The organism is Dysosmobacter sp. Marseille-Q4140, from assembly GCA_018228705.1.
In the GTDB taxonomy this organism is placed as follows: domain Bacteria; phylum Bacillota; class Clostridia; order Oscillospirales; family Oscillospiraceae; genus Oscillibacter.
Genome location: CP073694.1, coordinates 610,238 through 627,660 on the forward strand (window position 1 = coordinate 610,238; position 17,423 = coordinate 627,660).

Consider the following 17,423-nt stretch of genomic DNA (forward strand, 5'->3'; position numbering starts at 1 on the left):
TTATGAACATTCTGGTCATCAACGCAGGCAGTTCCTCCCTGAAGTATCAGCTGCTGAATCCCGAGACCGGCACCCTGCTGGCCAAGGGCCTGTGCGAGCGCATCGGCATCGACGGCAAGTTCACCTACAAGCCCCAGGTAGAGGGCAAGAAGGTCCTGGACGCCATCGATGTGGCCATGCCCACTCACTCCGAGGCCATCCAGGCCGTGCTGGACGCGCTGGTGGACAAGGACAACGGCGTCATCGGCTCCATGGCGGAGATCGACGCGGTGGGCCACCGTGTGGTGCACGGCGGCGAGGCCTTCAACAAGTCCGTGCTCATCACCGACGAGGTCATGAAGGCCCTGGAGGACTGCATCCCCCTGGCTCCTCTCCACAACCCCGCCAACATCACCGGCATCAACGCCTGCACCGCCGTCATGGGCAAGGACGTGCCCCAGGTGGCCGTGTTCGACACCGCCTTCCACCAGACCATGCCCGCCAAGGCCTACATGTACGCTCTGCCCTATGAGTACTACGAGAACGACAAGGTCCGCCGCTACGGCTTCCACGGCACCTCCCACAAGTACGTGGCCGGCCGCGCCGCCGCCATGCTGGGCAAGAAGCCCGAGGAGCTCAAGCTGATCTCCTGCCACCTGGGCAACGGCTCCTCCGTCACCGCCATCGACGGCGGCAAGAGCGTGGACACCTCCATGGGCTTCACTCCCCTGGCAGGTCTGCCCATGGGCACCCGCTCCGGTGATCTGGACGCCGGCATTCTCCAGTACCTGATGAACAAGTATCAGCTGAACATCGATGACATGCTGAACATCCTCAACAAGAAGTCCGGCGTGCAGGGCGTCTCCGGCGTCTCCTCCGACTTCCGCGATCTGGAGAACGCCCACAAGGAGGGCAACGAGCGCGCTGGCCTGGCCGTGGATATGTTCAACTACGGCGTCAAGAAGCTGATCGGCGCGTATGCCGCCGCCATGGGCGGTGTGGACGCCATCATCTTCACCGCCGGTGTGGGCGAGAACTCCGCCTCCCAGCGCCTGGCCATCGCCTCTGATCTGGAGTTCATGGGCGTGAAGATGGACGCCGAGGCCAACAACGTCCGGGGCAAGGAGGTCGTGATCTCTGCCGCCGACTCCAAGGTGAAGGTCCTGCTGATCCCCACCAACGAGGAGCTCATGATCGCCATGGACACCGCCGCCATCGTCAAGGGCTGATCCTTCAAACACGGCAGGTCCTCCCTGAGCATTCAGGGAGGACCTGTTTTCATCTCAACGCGTAAGGAGGCGCCGCCATGCAGCGCAACACCCTCTCCATGGTCCATGACTTTCTCCGCCATACGGTCCGCCCCGGCGCCCTGTGCATCGACGCCACCGCCGGCAAAGGCCGGGACACCGCCCTGCTGTGCCGTCTGGCGGGGCCGGAAGGCACCGTACTGGCCTTCGACATCCAGCCCGCCGCGGTGGAACAGAGCCGCGCCCTGCTGGAACAGGAGGGTCTTTCTGCCCGGGTGATCCTGGATAGCCACGCCCATATGGAGCGCTACGCCGCCCCCGGCACCGTGGACTGCGTGGTGTTCAACCTGGGCCGTCTCCCCGGCGGCGATCCCGCCGTCTTTACCCAGGCGGACACCACCCTGGCGGCCATCGACGCGGGGCTGCGGCTGCTGCGTCCCGGCGGTGCCATGGCCATCGCCCTCTACTACGGCGGCGCCAACGGCTACGGTGAGCGGGACGCGGTCCTGGCCCACCTCAAAACCCTGGACGACCGGGCCTTCTCCGTCCTCTGCTGCGACTGGGCCAACCGGCGGGGCGATCCGCCTATGCCCATCTTCCTCTGGAAAGATGCGTGACCTCCCCCGCAAATCGCCGTTGTCCTCTCCGGACAGCTGTGGTATACTGAGCGAAACTGAAACGACAGGAGCACTGCCTTATGAAAAGTGTCAAGCCCGGCCGGGGCCCCTCGGCCATGGGAGCCGTTGGCTCCCTGTTCGCCGCCGTATTCGGCGTCATCTGGACCATCGCAGCCGCCTCCATGGGAGCACCGGTATTCTTCTGCCTCTTTGGCGTGGTGTTCGTGATCCTGGGCATCGTTCAGGCCATCTACAACTTCAAAAACGCCACTGGTGAAAACCGCTACTCCGCCTTCGACATCGTGGACAGCGCCGAGGAGCCGGATCCCCTGGACCGGCACTTCCGCCCGGACCGCGGACCGGAGGACCTTCCGGAGGACGGCGGCGAGGACGGCGACTTCCGCTTCTGCCCCTACTGCGGCGCCCGCTTAGGCAGCGGTTTCACCTTCTGCGGCAAGTGCGGCAAGCGCCTGCCGGAGGAACCCTGAGGAGGACCACTCATGAAAATCGGACTGCAATTCGCCATGCCCGCGGAGCTCCACGCTCTGCCCGGTGCCCGGGACTGGGCGCCGGCGGAGACCGGCTCCGGCATCCCCATCTTTCGGCCCGCGCCCGGGATCGTGGCCTGCGCCGGGGGCGTCAGCAAGGTCAACGCCGCCATGGCGGCAGAGCTGCTGTGCCTGCGCTATGGCGTGGACCTGATCGTCAACGCCGGCGTGGCCGGGTGCTTCACGGACCTGCCCACCGGCTCGCTGGTGGTGGTGTCGGACTTCGTCCAGCACGATGTGGACACCACCGCCGTGGGCGACCCCATCGGGCTGGTCTCCACGGTCAACCAGGTGTCCTTCCCCACCTGGAGGCCGGAGCGGTGCGCGGCGCTGCTGAAGGACGCCGGATTTGACGCCGTCACCGGCCGGGCCGCCACCGGCGACTGGTTCGCCGTGAAGGGGGACCGGGCCGCCTGGATCCGGGACACCTTCTCCCCCCTGCTGGCGGAGATGGAGGGCGGCGCCATTGCCCAGGTGTGCCTGCGCAACGGCATAGGCTGCGTGTCGGTGAAGTCCGTCTCGGATCACCTCTTCAGCGACACCCAGTCGGAGGAATACTTTGATTTCGGTCAGGCGTTGGAAAACCTGGGGCGGGTGGTCCTGCCCCTGGCCCAGGCCCTGCAGAAGGAGGAACTTTGAGATGGAACGGATCGCCAGCTTCACCGTGGATCACAACAAACTGCTCCCCGGCCTCTACCTCTCCCGCCGGGACGGGGACATCGTCACCCTGGACCTGCGGTTCAAACGCCCCAACACCGGGGACCTGCTGAGCAACAGCGAGATGCACTCCGCGGAGCATCTGATCGCCACGCTCCTGCGCAACTCTCCCCAGAAGGAGGCCGTCATCTACTTCGGCCCCATGGGCTGCCAGACGGGCTTCTACTTCCTCTTCGACAGCCGTCTGCTGGATCTGGCGGGGGCCGTGGAGCTGGTGAAGGCCGTCTTTGACCAGGCCGCTGCGTACCAGGGCGAAATGCCCGGCAAGAGCGCCATGGAGTGTGGAAATTATGTCAACCTGGATGTGGATACCGGAAGGACCGTGTGCCGGTTTTACGCGGATCGGATTCGGGACTGGACCGTGGACAGACTGGCCTATTGAACAGGCAGGAACGGCGGGAGGCATTAGCCTCCCGCCGCTGCGCGTTCAATCCGAATCCACGGTGAATACTTCTTCAATAGGCACACCAAACACCCTTGCAATGTTCCAGGCCAGCACCAAAGAGGGATTGTAGCGGCCCTTTTCCAGGTTGCCGATGGTCTCCCGCCGGACGCCCACCAGCTTCGCCAGATCCTCCTGCTTCAAGCCCAGCCGGGCCCGGTGCTCCTTCATGCGGTTACGGATCACGGTCCAGCCCCCAGCTTTCCCGGAACCCGTACAGGGCCGCCATCCCGGCGAACACCACCACGGACACCGCCCAACCGGCGGCGCAGCCAGCGGCCATAGCCCGTCCGGGCACGCCGCCCACAGACAAGGTCCCCAGAGTGACCGCCGCCATGGCCAGCATGCCGGCCACGAAGCCCAGAGCAGCGGCGCGGGTCAGCTGTGCCTCCGCCATCTCGTCGGAGGGCAGAAAGAAGTATTGGAAATCCACAGCGAAGGCGAAGAAGGCCAGAAAGCTCCGCTCCTCCGTAAACACGCCGATGAACCCCAGCAGGGACAGTAGGCCCAGGGAGCCATACAGGTACTGCTTTTTCATAGATGCCTCCTTTTTGGTTTGAGGTGTATTTCTATCTTTATGTGAAAATTATACCATATTATTGAGTGCTGTCAAGAGGGTCTTTCCCGATGGGGAAAGCGGGCCGTCCCGCCGGGGGCCGGGTTTCCCCGGGGGACTCCGCCCCCCATTCTCTTTTGTCTTGACAAAAGAGAATGCGCCGCGGCCGGTGGAAGAGAAAACCGCTTTTAGACGAACAGGAGGACCCGTTTCCGGGTCCTCCTGTTCGCGAGTGCGGGGGTCGGGCGAATCGGAACGGCAGGAATCTGCGGCCCCGTCGACCTTGCGCCGGACCCCGGCAGACGAAAGACCCTGGAGCCGCATAGACGGTGCGGTGGGTAACTGGGGTGGTTATCAAATCTGACTTACTTCTCTTTCCGCGCGTTACGTGCTGCCTGGGTGTTTGCCGAAAACCTGCACAGCGGGCGGATATGGAATCCGCCCCTACGGCCCCAACGGGGCAGCCAACTGCAACCGCCAGGGCAGCGCGTAGCGAAGCGGAACGCGCGGGAGCAGAAATACGCCGATTCAGGTTTCTACCCACGTCCCACCGCCGCGTCATCGAATGCGGGGACGCAGTCCTGCAACCGCCGGGATAAAACGCAAGGTCGACGGGGCCATCGACACCCACCGGACCGATTCGCCCGACCCCCGTACTTACGAAAGGGCGGCCCGCATGGGCCGCCCTTTTGTCTCAGCATCTTTTCCTTTGACCGGCCGCGGCCGTTTTCTTTTCGATGCCTCGAAAAGAAAATGGGGGCGGAGTCCTCCGGGAACCTCCCGACCCCCGGAAAGGGGTGTCTGCGGCTCCGCCGTCCCTTCGGCCGGGCGTCCCACCCCAACTTTTTCGCGTTTTTTTGAAATTTTCCGCCGGAAAAATATTGACAGATCGTCCCCTCGCTGATATACTTGATAAGCCGCTTTGAATGGGCTTGAAGTGTCCCACCCGGACCGCCCCCGACAGCGAGCCCGTAATGAAGGAGTTGAAATCAGAGAATGAACGCTATCATCGTGACCGGCGGCAAGCAGTACAAGGTGGCCGAGGGCGACGTGGTCTACATCGAGAAGCTGGACCAGGAAGCCGGCGACACCGTGAAGTTCGACCAGGTCCTGGCCGTCATCGACGGCGAGAAGGCCACCTTCGGCACTCCCGTTGTGGAGGGCGCCAGCGTGGAGGCCAAGATCGTCAAGAACGGCAAGGGCAAGAAGATCCGCATCTTCAAGTACAACGCCAAGAAGGGCTACCGCAAGCGTCAGGGCCATCGTCAGCCCTACACCAAGGTCGAGATCGCCAAGATCTCCGTCTGATCGGGAACATGACCACTGTCACATTCCGCATGGAGGGCGACCGGATCACCGGGTTCGATGTCCAGGGCCACAGCGGCTACGCTGAGGCCGGGAGCGACATCGTCTGCGCCGCCGTCACCAGCGCCGTGCGCCTGGTGGAGACCACCGTCAACGACGTGATGGGTCTGGCGGCCTCCGTGAAGATCCGGGAACAGGACGCATCCATCTCCCTGCGGCTGCCGGGAGGCCTCTCCCCCACCGCCGAGAGCACCTGCCAGACCCTTCTGGCGGGCCTGATGGTCTACTTCGCCCAGCTCCATGACGAATACCCCGACAACATCGAAGCTCTGGAGGACGACTGATGTCCTCTCCATCTAAACTCTGAAAGAAAGGATGGTTCGTATCATGATTCGTATTGGTCTTCAGTTCTTCGCCCACAAGAAGGGCGGCGGCTCCACCAAGAACGGCCGTGATTCTCAGGCCAAGCGCCTGGGCCCCAAGCGGGCTGACGGTCAGTTCGTCAAGGCCGGCAACATTCTGGTCCGCCAGCGCGGCACCCACATTCACCCCGGTGTGAACGTGGGCATCGGCAGCGACGACACGCTGTTCGCCACTGCCAGTGGCGTCCTCCGCTTTGAGCGGCTGGGCAAGGACCGCAAGCAGGCTTGCGTCTACGAGGCTGAATAAGCTGTGAGTGAGGGTCCGGACGAATGGTCCGGACCCTCGTTTTTTCTCTCCTTTCCGGCCCGGAAGAGGTCCCGCCCTTGACGGAGTATGGGTTTTCGGGTAAAATAGGTGAGATTTGGAATACTGTTCTCAGAATTTACAGAGATTTGAGGTAGCGATATGGCGACTTCCTTCATCGACAAGGCCCGGATCACCGTCCGGGCAGGCAACGGCGGCAACGGCGCGGTGGCCTTCCACCGGGAGAAATACGTGGCCGCCGGCGGCCCCGACGGCGGCGACGGCGGCAAGGGCGGCTCCATCATTTTGCAGGTGGACGACAACATGTCCACCCTGATGGACTTCCGCTACAAGCGCAAGTACGTGGCCGAGAACGGCGCCGACGGCATGGGCGGCCGCAAGTCCGGCAAGGACGGCGCCAGCCTTACCATCAGGGTTCCCCGGGGCACCCTGGTCCGGGACGCCGAGTCCGGCGAGATCATCAAGGATATGTCCGACAGCGAGCCCTACGTCCTGTGCAGGGGCGGCCGGGGCGGCTGGGGCAATATGCACTTCGCCACCCCCACCCGGCAGGTGCCCCGCTTCGCCAAGGCGGGACTGCCCGGCGAGAGCCACGACGTGCTGCTGGAGCTGAAACTCCTGGCGGACGTGGGCCTGATCGGTTTCCCCAACGTGGGTAAATCCACCCTGCTGTCCGTGGTGTCCAAGGCGCAGCCCAAGATCGCCAACTACCACTTCACCACCCTGTACCCCAACCTGGGCGTGGTGTGGGTGGAGGAGGGCGTCTCCTTCGTCATGGCCGACATCCCCGGCATCATCGAGGGCGCCAGCGAGGGCGCGGGCCTGGGCCACGACTTCCTGCGGCACATCGACCGCTGCCGCCTGCTGGTCCATCTGGTGGACGTGTCCGGCAGCGAAGGCCGGGACCCGGTGGCGGACTTCGACGCCATCAACGCAGAGCTGGCCCAGTACAGTCCGGACCTTGCAAAGCGGCCCCAGATCGTCTGCGCCAACAAGTCCGACATCCTGGATCCCGACAGCGACAACCTGACCCGCCTGCGCTCCCATGTGGAGGCCCAGGGCTACACCCTGCTGGAGATCTCCGCGGCGGCCCATCAGGGCACGGCGGAGCTGGTGAAGAAGGTAGCGGAGATGCTCTCCGTCCTGCCGCCCGTCACGGTATACGAGCCGGAGTACGTGCCCAAGCCCCCGGTCATCGACGCCTCCGCCCCGCTGGACATCCAGCGGGCGGACGACGGCACCTGGCTGGTGGAGGGTCCCTGGCTCCAGCGGCTCATGGCCAACGTCAACTTCGCCGACTACGAAAGCCGCATGTGGTTCGACAAGACCCTGCGCCAGTCGGGCCTGTTCCAGCAGCTGGAGGACATGGGCATCCAGGACGGGGACACCGTGTCCATGTACGACTTCGAATTCGAATATCAGCGGTAACGCAACCGGTCCGGCGCCGATGGCGCCGGACCGGTTTTTCACCATTTTCCTGGCAAAATGTGATAAATTTTTCTTTGTATTTTTGTGAAAGCGCCACGAAAAAAATTTTGGTCCTTGACAAATCGGTCTGTTCCGCGTTACACTCACCCCAAGTTCACAGCAACAAACCGATGACGCGGACGAGTACACGGGATACCGCCTTTCCAAGAGAGCTGCCGGCGGTGGGATGGCAGCAGAGGAGGCCCCGCCGAATGGACCGCCGAGGGCGGACTGAACGCCGGAAGGCCAGTAAGGACGACGGGCTTTTCCCCCGTTACCAGGGAAAGACGTGTGACGGCACGTCGCCGAGCGGGCGAGATCTTCGCCAAATTGGGTGGCACCGCAGAAGTTTTCAGACTTTTGTCCCAAGGAACCATTGGATGGGTCCTTGCGGGACGAAGGTCTTTTTTCTTTCCCCCAGGGGCCCCGGAATCGAAAGGAGAATCCCCATGACATTCGAAAAAATCCCCTACAAGATCTACCTGTCTGAAGACGAGCTGCCCCGGAATTGGTACAATGTGCGGGCCGATATGAAGAATAAGCCCGCTCCCCTGCTGAATCCCGCCACCGGCGCCCCCATGGGCTACGAGGACCTGCGCCCCGTGTTCTGCGACGAGCTGATCCGCCAGGAGCTCAACAACGATGACCGGGAGATCCCCATTCCCCAGGAGATCCGGGACTTCTACAAGATGTACCGGCCCGCGCCCCTGATCCGCGCCTACTGCCTGGAGGAAAAGCTCCAGACTCCCGCCAAGATCTACTACAAGTTCGAGGGCAACAACACCTCCGGCTCCCACAAGCTCAACTCCGCCATTGCCCAGGCCTACTACGCCAAGAACCAGGGCCTCAAGGGCGTCACCACTGAGACCGGCGCCGGCCAGTGGGGCACGGCCCTCTCCATGGCCTGTTCCTATCTGGGCCTGGACTGCCAGGTGTACATGGTGAAGGTCAGCTACGAGCAAAAGCCCTTCCGCCGGGAGGTCATGCGGACCTACGGCGCCGCCGTCACCCCCTCCCCCTCCGAGACCACCAACGTGGGCCGGGCCATCCTGAAGGCCCATCCCGGCACCACCGGCTCTCTGGGCTGCGCCATTTCCGAGGCCGTGGAGGCCGCCGCCAGCCAGGAGGGTTACCGCTATGTGCTGGGCAGCGTCCTCAATCAGGTGCTGCTGCACCAGTCCATCATCGGCCTGGAGGCCAAGGCGGCCCTGGACAAGTACAACGTGACCCCCGACATCATCATCGGCTGCGCCGGCGGCGGCAGCAACCTGGGCGGCCTGATCTCCCCCTTCATGGGAGAGAAGCTCCGGGGCGAGAAGGACTACCGCTTCATCGCCGTGGAGCCCGCCTCCTGCCCCAGCTTCACCCGGGGCAAGTTTGCCTACGACTTCTGCGACACCGGCATGGTCTGCCCCCTGGCCAAGATGTACACCCTGGGCAGCAACTTCATTCCCTCCGCCAACCATGCCGGCGGCCTGCGGTATCACGGTATGAGCCCGGTGCTGTCCCAGTTATACCACGACGGGTACATGGAGGCCGTGGCCGTGGAACAGACCAAGGTCTTTGAGGCCGCCGAGCAGTTCGCCCGGGTGGAGGGCATCCTGCCTGCCCCCGAGTCCAGCCACGCTATCCGGGTGGCCATCGACGAGGCCATGAAGTGCAAGGAGACCGGCGAGGAAAAAACCATTCTCTTCGGCCTCACCGGCACCGGCTACTTCGACATGGTGGCCTACGAGAAATTCCATAACGGCCAGATGCAGGACTACATCCCCTCCGACGAGGAGCTGGCTGCCAGCTTCGCCCAGCTGCCCAAGGTCCCTGGTCAGGATTGAGCGGAACCCGATAAAGAAAAACGCCCCCGTGCCGATAGCGCGGGGGCGTTTTCGTGATGTTCAGCGGTCCTTCCGGATCCATTTGCCCAGGGTCTGGCACAGCAGGGAAAAGTCAATGGGCTTGGAGACATGGGCGTTGATGCCGGCGGCAGTGGTGGCCGCCACATCCTCGGCAAAGGCGTTGGCCGTCACCGCGATGATGGGGATGTCCGCATCCGGCCGGTGCATGGCCCGGATCCGGCGGGCGGATTCGCAGCCGTCCATCTCCGGCATCTGCATATCCATCAAAATCGCGTCGAAGAAAAAGGGTTCAGAATCCCGGAAGAGCTCCATGGCCTCCCGGCCGTTCCAGGCCTGGGTGACCTGGACGCCGTTCATGTCCAGCAGCTCTGTGGTGATCTCCATATTCACCTCGTTGTCCTCCGCCAGCAGCACCCGCAGCCCCTCCAGAGATACCGGCTCCGGCTGCTCAGCAGGCGCGGGGGCCTCCTCCGGCGCATCGTAGCCGGGGGCTTCCTCCCGGGCGGCGGTAAAGGGCAGAATGATGGTGAAGGTGGTTCCCTTGCCCGGCTCGCTCTCCACCCGGATCTCACCGTTCATCTGGGTAATGAGGTTTTTGGTAATGGGCATCCCCAGGCCCGTTCCCGTCACCTTCCGGGCGCCGAAGCGCATCTCCCGGGAGTAGGGCTCAAAAATGTGGGGCAGGAAATCGGCCTCCATTCCCATACCAGAGTCCGACACCACCAGCTTGTACTGGGGCGCGCCGGGGCTTTCCAGCTGGGTCAGGGAAACGGAGACCGTGTCTCCGGAAGAGGTGAATTTCATGGCGTTGGACACCAGATTGTTGATTACCTGGCCGATGCGGAAAGGATCCGCCAGGACCCAGGAGTCCCGCACCTGTACGGAAACAGAGAGGGTCTTATCCTCCCGCTCCGCCTGGAAATGGAAGGCGTCCATACAGTTTTCCACGCAGGCTTTCAGGTCGATCCACTGGTTGTTCAGGATCACCTTTCCCTGTTCCATCCGGGACATATCCAGAATATCGTTGATCAGCTCCAGCAGCTGTTTGCTGGAGTAATGGATCTTCTCCAGATACTCCGCTGTCTGGGCCGGGTCACCCGCGTGCTGGGCAGCCAGCTGGGAAAGGCCGATGATGGCGTTAAGCGGCGTGCGCATGTCATGGGACATACTGCTGAAAAAGCTCTGCTTGGCCGCCTCGTTCTGGCGAGCCAGCTCCAGCGCGTCCTGCAGGAGTTTTCGCTCCCGCAGCTGGCCCTGCTTCTCCTCCTCCACCTCACGGAAGCTGAGGACCACCTCCTCCGGTGCCAGGGACTCGTCAAACAGCACCCGCACGCTGACCCATCGATACTCCTCTCCAAAGCGGCGGAGAAACTCTCCGCCGAAGTCCCGTACACGGCGGGACACCAGAGACTGGATACTCTCCCGGGAAAAGCTGCGCATATACTCGTCATAGGCCTCCGGCTGGATGACCTCTCCGATGACACGCTGCAGATCCTCGTAGCTGCCGGTTTCCGGCAGACGGGCGCGGACATAGTCGGAGCCCTTAATGGTCTCGTAGGTACCCTGGCCGTAGTCCACCCGATAGAGGGCATAGTAAAAGTTGCCGAGCACCCGCACCGTCTCGTTGGTACGTTCCATCCGGGCATTGATGCGGACATCCCGCCAGGTCATGGCAGCCACCATCAGCAAAAACAGTGCAATGATGGCGGCAAAGGCCAGATAGAACCAATTCATGCTGCTGAGGATATTGGAATAGGGACTGGTGACGATGGAGTACCAGCCGTTGTCCATCACAGTATAGTAGACCGCCCGGTGCTCGCCGTTGGAATCGGTGATGAAATCGTCATATGCCGCCAGATCACCGTTTTCGATCTGCTGAATCAGTTCTCCCAAATACCGGTGCATCCCATCGTCATCCACATCCAGATCCGCGTGGCAAAAGATGACGGTACCCTCTCCGTCGCACAGGAAAAAGGAGTCTCCGGCGGAAATCTCCTGGTCGGTGAAACGGAAGGCAAAATTCTCCGGAAACACATCGAAGGCCAACACCGCTTCAGCCGCGCTGCTCTTCTGCGCGGCCGTGATGACAGGCTTTTGGAAAATCGCATCCGTATAGACATTGGTGAAAATGGCCTCGCCGTCCGCCGCTACGGCCTTTTGATACCACTCCGTACTGTAAACATCGTAGGTATCGTTCCCCTCCCAGGGATTGGCCGCCAGGATCTCGCCGTTCAGCACCAGATAGGGGTCCACGACGCCTTGTCCCAGAACGGCACCCAGCTGCTGAAAGTAAAGGTCCATCCACTCCAGCAGCTCCTCGGGACTGCTGCCGTCCCGTACCTGCTTATCCAGAGAGGCGGTGCCGAAGGACAGCAGCGTCTCAAAAATCGAGAGATTGTTGCTCGCCTCCGCGGCGTAATTGCTGGCCAGCGCAATCCCCATGCTCTGGGAATTGCGCAGCAGCGCTGTCCGCAGCAGCAGTCCTCCAGCGGAAGCCATCACCACCAGAATCAGCAGCCCCGCCAGATTCAGCCGCATATCGTGCAGGACCCGCTTCCAGCGGGCCTTTTTCCGCCTCATCAGCTGTTTTCTCCAATGGCGCGGACCACCGACTCATAGGCCCGGTCAATCTCCGGCATCAGCCCCGCCGCCTTGTCCCAGTCACCGGCCCTCAGGGCCTCCACCTGGCTCGTCAGCAGCCCGAACAGCTCCGGCATGGAGAGGTTGCCGCTCACGCCCTTAAGCGTGTGGGAGGCGGTCAGGGCCGCGGCCGGATCCCCGGCCGCCACGGCGGCGGAAAGAGCCGCATAGTTGCCGTCCGCCAGGAATTTCTTCAAAAATCGCTCCAGCAGCGCATCGTTACCCATAAACCGCTCCAGTGCGCCGTCCACATCGATACCGGCAGCCGCCAGCCGCTCCTTCTTCAAAGCGTCCATCGGTCTCCTCCTTTACAACTTATCTCTTTGGTACATCCGCTGCAGTTCCTCTTCCACAGAGAAGAAGCGATCCAGCAGCTCAGGATTGAACACGCCGCACTCCCCGTCCCGGATCATCTGCAGCACCCTTTCCCGGGGAAAGGCGTCCTTGTACACCCGCTTACAGCTCAGGGCGTCGTACACGTCCGCCAGGGAGACGATCTGGGCCCCGAGGGAGATCTCGTCACCCTTGAGTCCGTCGGGATAGCCCCGGCCATCCCATCGCTCGTGGTGGTGGCGGGCGATGTCGTAGGCGTAGTGGTAGACACCGTTTTCCCGCAGCTGGGGAATCTTCTCCAGCAGGAATCCGCCCTGGGTGGTGTGGGTCTTCATAATCTCGAACTCCTCCGGCGTCAGGCGGCCGGGCTTGTTCAAGATCGCATCGGGAATTGCAATCTTCCCCACATCGTGCATGATGGATGCCTGGGCAATCTGCTGAATCTGCTCCTTGCTCAGGCCCGCTCCCAGGTCCGTGTCCGACAGCAGGCTCTTGGTGATGTCGTGGATACGGCGGACGTGCTGGCCGGACTCGCCGTTGCGGAACTCGATGGCGGCGGCCAGGGACTCGATCATACCCTGGTTCAGATCGATGATCTTCTGCGCCTGGACCAGCAGCTCCGACTGCTGCCGCTCCACCACGTTGCCCAGGCGTTTCCGGGCCCGGAACAGCTCCACCACGGAGTTGACCCGCCGCAGCACCACATAGGGCACCACCGGTTTGCTGATCACATCCATGACGCCCAGGCGGTAGGCCTCCTTCATGGTGGCATCGCTGGCCTCGGCGGTGATGAGAAACACCGGAATTTTTTCCAGCAGCTCCGCCGCCTGCAGAGCGCGCAGCACCTCCAGCCCGTCCATCTCAGGCATTACCACGTCCAGCAGCACGGCGCAGTAGCCCTCCGGGTCCGTCCGGATCTTCTCCAGACCGATCCGGCCGTTTTCCGCTTCCTCCACCCGATAAAAGGCAGAAAAGAGGTTATCCAAAATTCCCCGGTTGATCTCATCGTCATCGATCACCAGTATCGTATCAGGAATCATCGCACACTCCCCGCTTCCACAGAATCCAGGGCCCAAAAACAACCTTCCCGGGTCCTTCCGGCCGTGGCCGGAACCGCGCCGCACATCCGGAGACTCCACCTCCAGACAGCGCCGACTGTCTATTTTTTTATTGATTATATCAGGCCTGGACGGTTTCAACAAGACACTTCTTTTTTCCGCCCGCAAACGTATGGCCGCAGCCAAATTCCCCGGACCCGCTACACGCTCATAACCAGATGCCTCCCGTCAGAAAAGGCGCCCTGAAGCAAACGGCATCAATGCCCTCTCCCGGCATCTGCGCAGACTGAGCTGCGATGTACCAAGTTTCAGCATACGCAGCCATCGCCCAGACGCTGATATATGTTCATCCTGCCTGCAGCGGGATAAGCAGTCAAACGCCGGGGGTATGCATCCCGGCGTTTGGCAGCGGATCATATTTCACGGGCAGGTCATCCGGCCCGATCACGGAATCTTCGTTGGCTCCCCCACAGCAGGACGGAACCTCCGGTACACGCAGAAGGACACCAGTACCGTCAGCGTATCTGCCGTCACCTGGGACCAGACGATGCCGAACATTCCAAAGAGATGATTGAGCAAAAACAGCATGGGGATGTTGAATACCAGCCACCGAACCGTCCCCAGGAACAGGGAGATCCAGCCCTTCCCAAAGGCCTGGAACAGATAGACGGTGAAAAAGCTCAAAAACATCAGCGGCGTGGCCAGCACCCGAATTCGCAGGAACTGCGAGGCAAGGGCCACCGTCTGGGCATCGGAGATAAACAGATGGGCAAACTGAACAGCGAACAGCTCATAAAGCGCGATGCTGATTCCCGCGACGACCAGTCCCAGCCGACAGGACAACCGAATAGTATCCTCCATTCGCTGTTTGTTTCTGGCGGAGTAGTTGTAGGCCACCAGGGGCAGCATACCCTGACAGATACCGATGCCCACATTCAGCGGAAAGCGCTCCACCTTCAGCACAATCCCCACGGCAGCCATGGCCAGATCGTTATAGGAAACCATCAGCTTATCCAGGATCACATAGTCCAGGTCAAAGAGGAACGTGGCAACAGCAGAGGGGATCCCCACACCGAAAATGGCCCGGACGCTGTCCGGCCGGGGCAGCCCCGCTTTCAGAGAAACAGAGATCACCGATCCGCGCCCCATCCGGATCAGCACCGCCACGAAAAAGAGGAAGGCAGTACAGTTGGACAGGCACGTGGCAAGCCCCGCTCCCAGCACCTCATACCCCTCCGGCATCAGGATAAACATGAACAGCGGATCCAGGGCGATATTCAGAAGGCCGCCCAGAATAATCCCGGCGCTGGCCGCCCGGGAGCGTCCCACGCTGCGGATCAGATTGGCCAGCACATTGGAAAGCACTGTCGGAACGCCGCCGGCGACAATCACGCACAGGGCGTACTGCCGGGCATAAAGATACGTATTTTCGCCAGCGCCAAGCAAATCCAAAAGAGGATCCATAAAAGCCGCGACCGACACCGCAAGCAACGCAGAAACGGCAAACCCCAGGTACAGGGAAAAAGCGCTCACCCGTCGGGCCTCCCGCTCGTCACCCCGCCCCAGCAGACGGGAGATCAGGGATCCCCCGCCTACGCCAGCCAGACCCGCCAGGCACAACGTGAGGTTGAATACCGGCAGGATCAGCGAAGTTCCCGCCACCATGTAGGGGTTGCCGGTCTGTCCCACGAAAAAGGTGTCCGCCATATTGTAGATCAGAACGATCAGCTGGCTGGTCACCGCCGGAAGAATCATTTTCCGCAGCGCGGTTGGAATGGGATCGTTTTGAAAGATATCCTCCCGGGTGGAGGACGCATTTGCCTGCACGATACAACACCTGAACTTTCCCACGGCCATGCCGTCTGCCAATGTTTCCCCGGCACACCGTTTTTGATGATTTTTCTTATTGCTTATCATATCACACAAATGGTAAACCTGCCATCCCATCCGTTCCAATTTCTACAGATACGAATGTGCCGGCGGTATCTTCCCGCCGCCTGCTTTGCCGAGGCCGTTTCCAGGTTTGGAGCGGCCTCTTTATTTCCGGAGGTCCCATACCAAGCGGAAAGAGCTTTTCCCCGCAAGCCCTCCCCAAACGCCCGCCGAAGGCCAGCCGCTCCGTGCACAAAACATACCTAGTACAAATATGACATTTTCCAAATACGGCAGCGTCCCACTGCTGCCCAGCGAACGGCACTGTTCCAAAATCACCAGCGAAACAAAAGGAGTAATCGTTTCCTTCTGCGGATCCCAAAAGAATTCTCTTCCGTATCCGTCCGTGGACAGTCCTGGTCAGGAGCGTGCGCGGCAAAGTTTGTTATCAAAAAAACAGGGAATGTATTATTTGAAATCGGTATTAACAGTTCCCTTGCAGATTATGATATGATTTGCACAGAGAGAAGGGCAAGAAGTTATATATTTTTATGCAACAAGACGAAACGAGGGTGTGTTCACGGGAAAACAGAATCGTAGAGGAGAAAAATTATGGATAACACCTTGAACAAGAAAGGCAGAGGCACCGCGCTGATCCCGTTCCTGGTATTTGTGGTAATTTACCTGGGCGCCGGCATCATCCTTCAAAGTCAGGGCGTGGAAATGGCCTTTTATCAGTTCCCCTCCGTAACCGCCATGTTCATCGCCGTGCTGGTGGCATTCGCCATGACCAAAGGCGCCATCAACGAGCGGTTCCGCATTTTCGCCAAGGGCGCGGCCAATGAGGACGTGCTGACCATGCTGATCATCTACCTGCTGGCCGGTGCCTTCTCCAGCGTGGCCGCCGCCATGGGCGGCCGGGACGCCACGGTCAATCTGGGCCTGTCCCTGGTCCCCGTTCATTTCCTCACCGCCGGTGTGTTCATCATCTCCGCTTTCATGGGCACCGCCACCGGTACCTCCATGGGCACCATCAGCGCCATCGTTCCCATCGCCGTGGGCCTGGCCGACAAGGGCGGCCTCAGCGTCCCCATGATGGTGGGTGCCTGCGTGGGCGGCGCCATGTTCGGCGACAACCTCTCCATGATCTCCGACACCACCATCGCCGCCACCCGCTCCCAGGGCTGTGAGATGCGCGATAAGTTCCGGGTGAACTTCTATATTGCGCTGCCGGCCGCCATTATCACCATCATCATCCTGCTGATCGTGGGCCGTCCGGAAGTGGTTCCCACCATGGAGGCTCTGGAATACAGCATCATCAAGGTGGTGCCGTACCTGCTGGTTCTGATTCTGGCTCTGGTGGGCATGAATGTGTTCCTGGTGCTGACCATCGGCATCTTCGCCGCCGGTATCATCGGCATGGCCACCGGCTCCCTGGATATCTTCGGCTTCGCCCAGAATATCTGGTCCGGCTTCACCGGCATGAACGAAGTGTTCTTCCTGACCCTCTTCTGCGGCGGTATGTCCCAGCTGGTCATCCACAACGGCGGCATCTCCTGGCTCATCTATATGCTGCGCAAGATGATGAAGGGCAACAAGTCCGCCCAGGTGGGCATCGCCGCCCTGGTCTCCCTGGCAGACTGCGCCACCGCCAACAACACCGTTGCCATCGTGCTCACCGGCAGCATGGCCAAGGATATCAGCCGGGAGTATCAGGTGGATCCCCGCCGCACCGCCTCCCTGCTGGACGTGTTCTCCTGCGTGTTCCAGGGCATCATTCCCTACGGCGCTCAGCTGCTGTCCGCGGCGACACTGACCACCGCCTGCGGCATTGCCATGAACCCCACGGAAATCATCCCCAACCTGTGGTACTGCTGGGTACTGGCCGCAGTGGGCATCCTGTCCGTCTTTGTTCCCTTCGCCGACAACGTCTGCCGCCGCGATCCCTGGAACTGGGAATATGATGTGGCAGAGTCCGGCGTGGCCGCCAAGAAGGCCGCCATGGAGCAGGAGACCGCCGAGTCCGCTTCCAATTCCTAAATACGCTTCAACGCCGGCCCAAAAGGCCGGCGTTGTTTTTTCCCTTTTCTGCTGTGCCGTGC

The 17,423-nt window shown here is 61.4% G+C and carries 17 protein-coding genes; 11 read left to right on the forward strand and 6 right to left on the reverse strand.

Annotated features, from left to right (window positions below):
• Positions 1-2 precede the first annotated feature (2 nt).
• The 5 genes from KFE19_02965 (at position 3) to KFE19_02985 (ending at position 3,490) form a co-directional block, all read left to right on the forward strand.
• Positions 3-1,208: an acetate kinase gene (locus KFE19_02965; GenBank protein ID QUO38491.1), complete on the forward strand. Its 1,206-nt coding sequence runs from the start codon at positions 3-5 to the stop codon at positions 1,206-1,208.
• A gap of 77 nt (positions 1,209-1,285) precedes the next feature.
• Positions 1,286-1,843 carry a class I SAM-dependent methyltransferase gene (locus KFE19_02970; protein QUO38492.1) on the forward strand — a complete coding sequence of 186 codons (558 nt, stop codon included), beginning with the start codon at positions 1,286-1,288 and terminating at the stop codon, positions 1,841-1,843.
• Between the two features lie 80 nt (positions 1,844-1,923).
• A complete protein-coding gene (locus KFE19_02975; GenBank protein ID QUO38493.1) occupies positions 1,924-2,331 on the forward strand; it encodes a zinc ribbon domain-containing protein in 408 nt (135 codons plus the stop codon).
• Positions 2,332-2,343: 12 nt separating this feature from the next.
• Positions 2,344-3,030 (forward strand): 5'-methylthioadenosine/S-adenosylhomocysteine nucleosidase, encoded by a 687-nt coding sequence (locus KFE19_02980; GenBank protein QUO38494.1) that lies wholly within the window; start codon positions 2,344-2,346, stop codon positions 3,028-3,030.
• Position 3,031: 1 nt separating this feature from the next.
• Entirely contained in the window at positions 3,032-3,490 is a 459-nt protein-coding gene (locus tag KFE19_02985) for an S-ribosylhomocysteine lyase (GenBank protein ID QUO38495.1), read from the forward strand.
• 45 nt (positions 3,491-3,535) lie between these two features.
• Here the strand turns inward: KFE19_02985 and KFE19_02990 are convergent, their stop codons facing one another.
• Together KFE19_02990 and KFE19_02995 are read right to left on the reverse strand one after the other, a co-directional pair.
• Complete coding sequence (locus KFE19_02990; protein QUO38496.1) at positions 3,536-3,736, reverse strand: helix-turn-helix transcriptional regulator; 201 nt, start codon at positions 3,734-3,736, stop codon at positions 3,536-3,538.
• Positions 3,726-4,088 carry a DUF3796 domain-containing protein gene (locus KFE19_02995; GenBank protein QUO38497.1) on the reverse strand — a complete coding sequence of 121 codons (363 nt, stop codon included), beginning with the start codon at positions 4,086-4,088 and terminating at the stop codon, positions 3,726-3,728. Before KFE19_02995 ends, KFE19_02990 begins: the two co-directional genes overlap by 11 nt.
• Before the next feature lie 1,014 nt (positions 4,089-5,102).
• On the opposite strand from KFE19_02995, the gene rplU reads away from it, so the two are divergent.
• From rplU to KFE19_03020, 5 genes are all read left to right on the forward strand, one after another.
• Positions 5,103-5,414 (forward strand): 50S ribosomal protein L21, encoded by a 312-nt coding sequence (gene rplU / locus KFE19_03000; protein ID QUO38498.1) that lies wholly within the window; start codon positions 5,103-5,105, stop codon positions 5,412-5,414.
• An 8-nt stretch (positions 5,415-5,422) separates the two neighbouring features.
• Positions 5,423-5,755 carry a ribosomal-processing cysteine protease Prp gene (locus KFE19_03005; GenBank protein QUO38499.1) on the forward strand — a complete coding sequence of 111 codons (333 nt, stop codon included), beginning with the start codon at positions 5,423-5,425 and terminating at the stop codon, positions 5,753-5,755.
• Between the two features lie 43 nt (positions 5,756-5,798).
• A complete protein-coding gene (gene rpmA, locus KFE19_03010; protein QUO38500.1) occupies positions 5,799-6,080 on the forward strand; it encodes a 50S ribosomal protein L27 in 282 nt (93 codons plus the stop codon).
• A 159-nt stretch (positions 6,081-6,239) separates the two neighbouring features.
• A complete protein-coding gene (obgE, locus tag KFE19_03015; protein ID QUO38501.1) occupies positions 6,240-7,526 on the forward strand; it encodes a GTPase ObgE in 1,287 nt (428 codons plus the stop codon).
• Positions 7,527-8,014: 488 nt separating this feature from the next.
• A complete protein-coding gene (locus tag KFE19_03020) occupies positions 8,015-9,397 on the forward strand; it encodes a TrpB-like pyridoxal phosphate-dependent enzyme (protein QUO38502.1) in 1,383 nt (460 codons plus the stop codon).
• A gap of 60 nt (positions 9,398-9,457) precedes the next feature.
• Here the strand turns inward: KFE19_03020 and KFE19_03025 are convergent, their stop codons facing one another.
• The 4 genes from KFE19_03025 to KFE19_03040 all read right to left on the reverse strand — a co-directional run bounded on the left by KFE19_03025 (position 9,458) and on the right by KFE19_03040 (position 15,204).
• Positions 9,458-11,998, reverse strand: a complete 2,541-nt coding sequence (locus tag KFE19_03025; protein ID QUO38503.1) for a response regulator — start codon at positions 11,996-11,998, stop codon at positions 9,458-9,460.
• Positions 11,998-12,354, reverse strand: coding sequence for an Hpt domain-containing protein (locus KFE19_03030; GenBank protein QUO38504.1), 357 nt, complete (start codon positions 12,352-12,354; stop codon positions 11,998-12,000). Before KFE19_03030 ends, KFE19_03025 begins: the two co-directional genes overlap by 1 nt.
• A 12-nt stretch (positions 12,355-12,366) precedes the next feature.
• Entirely contained in the window at positions 12,367-13,431 is a 1,065-nt protein-coding gene (locus KFE19_03035) for a response regulator (GenBank protein ID QUO38505.1), read from the reverse strand.
• 462 nt (positions 13,432-13,893) lie between these two features.
• Complete coding sequence (locus KFE19_03040; protein QUO39506.1) at positions 13,894-15,204, reverse strand: MATE family efflux transporter; 1,311 nt, start codon at positions 15,202-15,204, stop codon at positions 13,894-13,896.
• Positions 15,205-15,933: 729 nt separating this feature from the next.
• On the opposite strand from KFE19_03040, the gene KFE19_03045 reads away from it, so the two are divergent.
• On the forward strand, positions 15,934-17,361 hold the full coding sequence (locus KFE19_03045; GenBank protein QUO38506.1) for a Na+/H+ antiporter NhaC family protein: 1,428 nt from the start codon (positions 15,934-15,936) through the stop codon (positions 17,359-17,361).
• Positions 17,362-17,423: the final 62 nt, after the last annotated feature.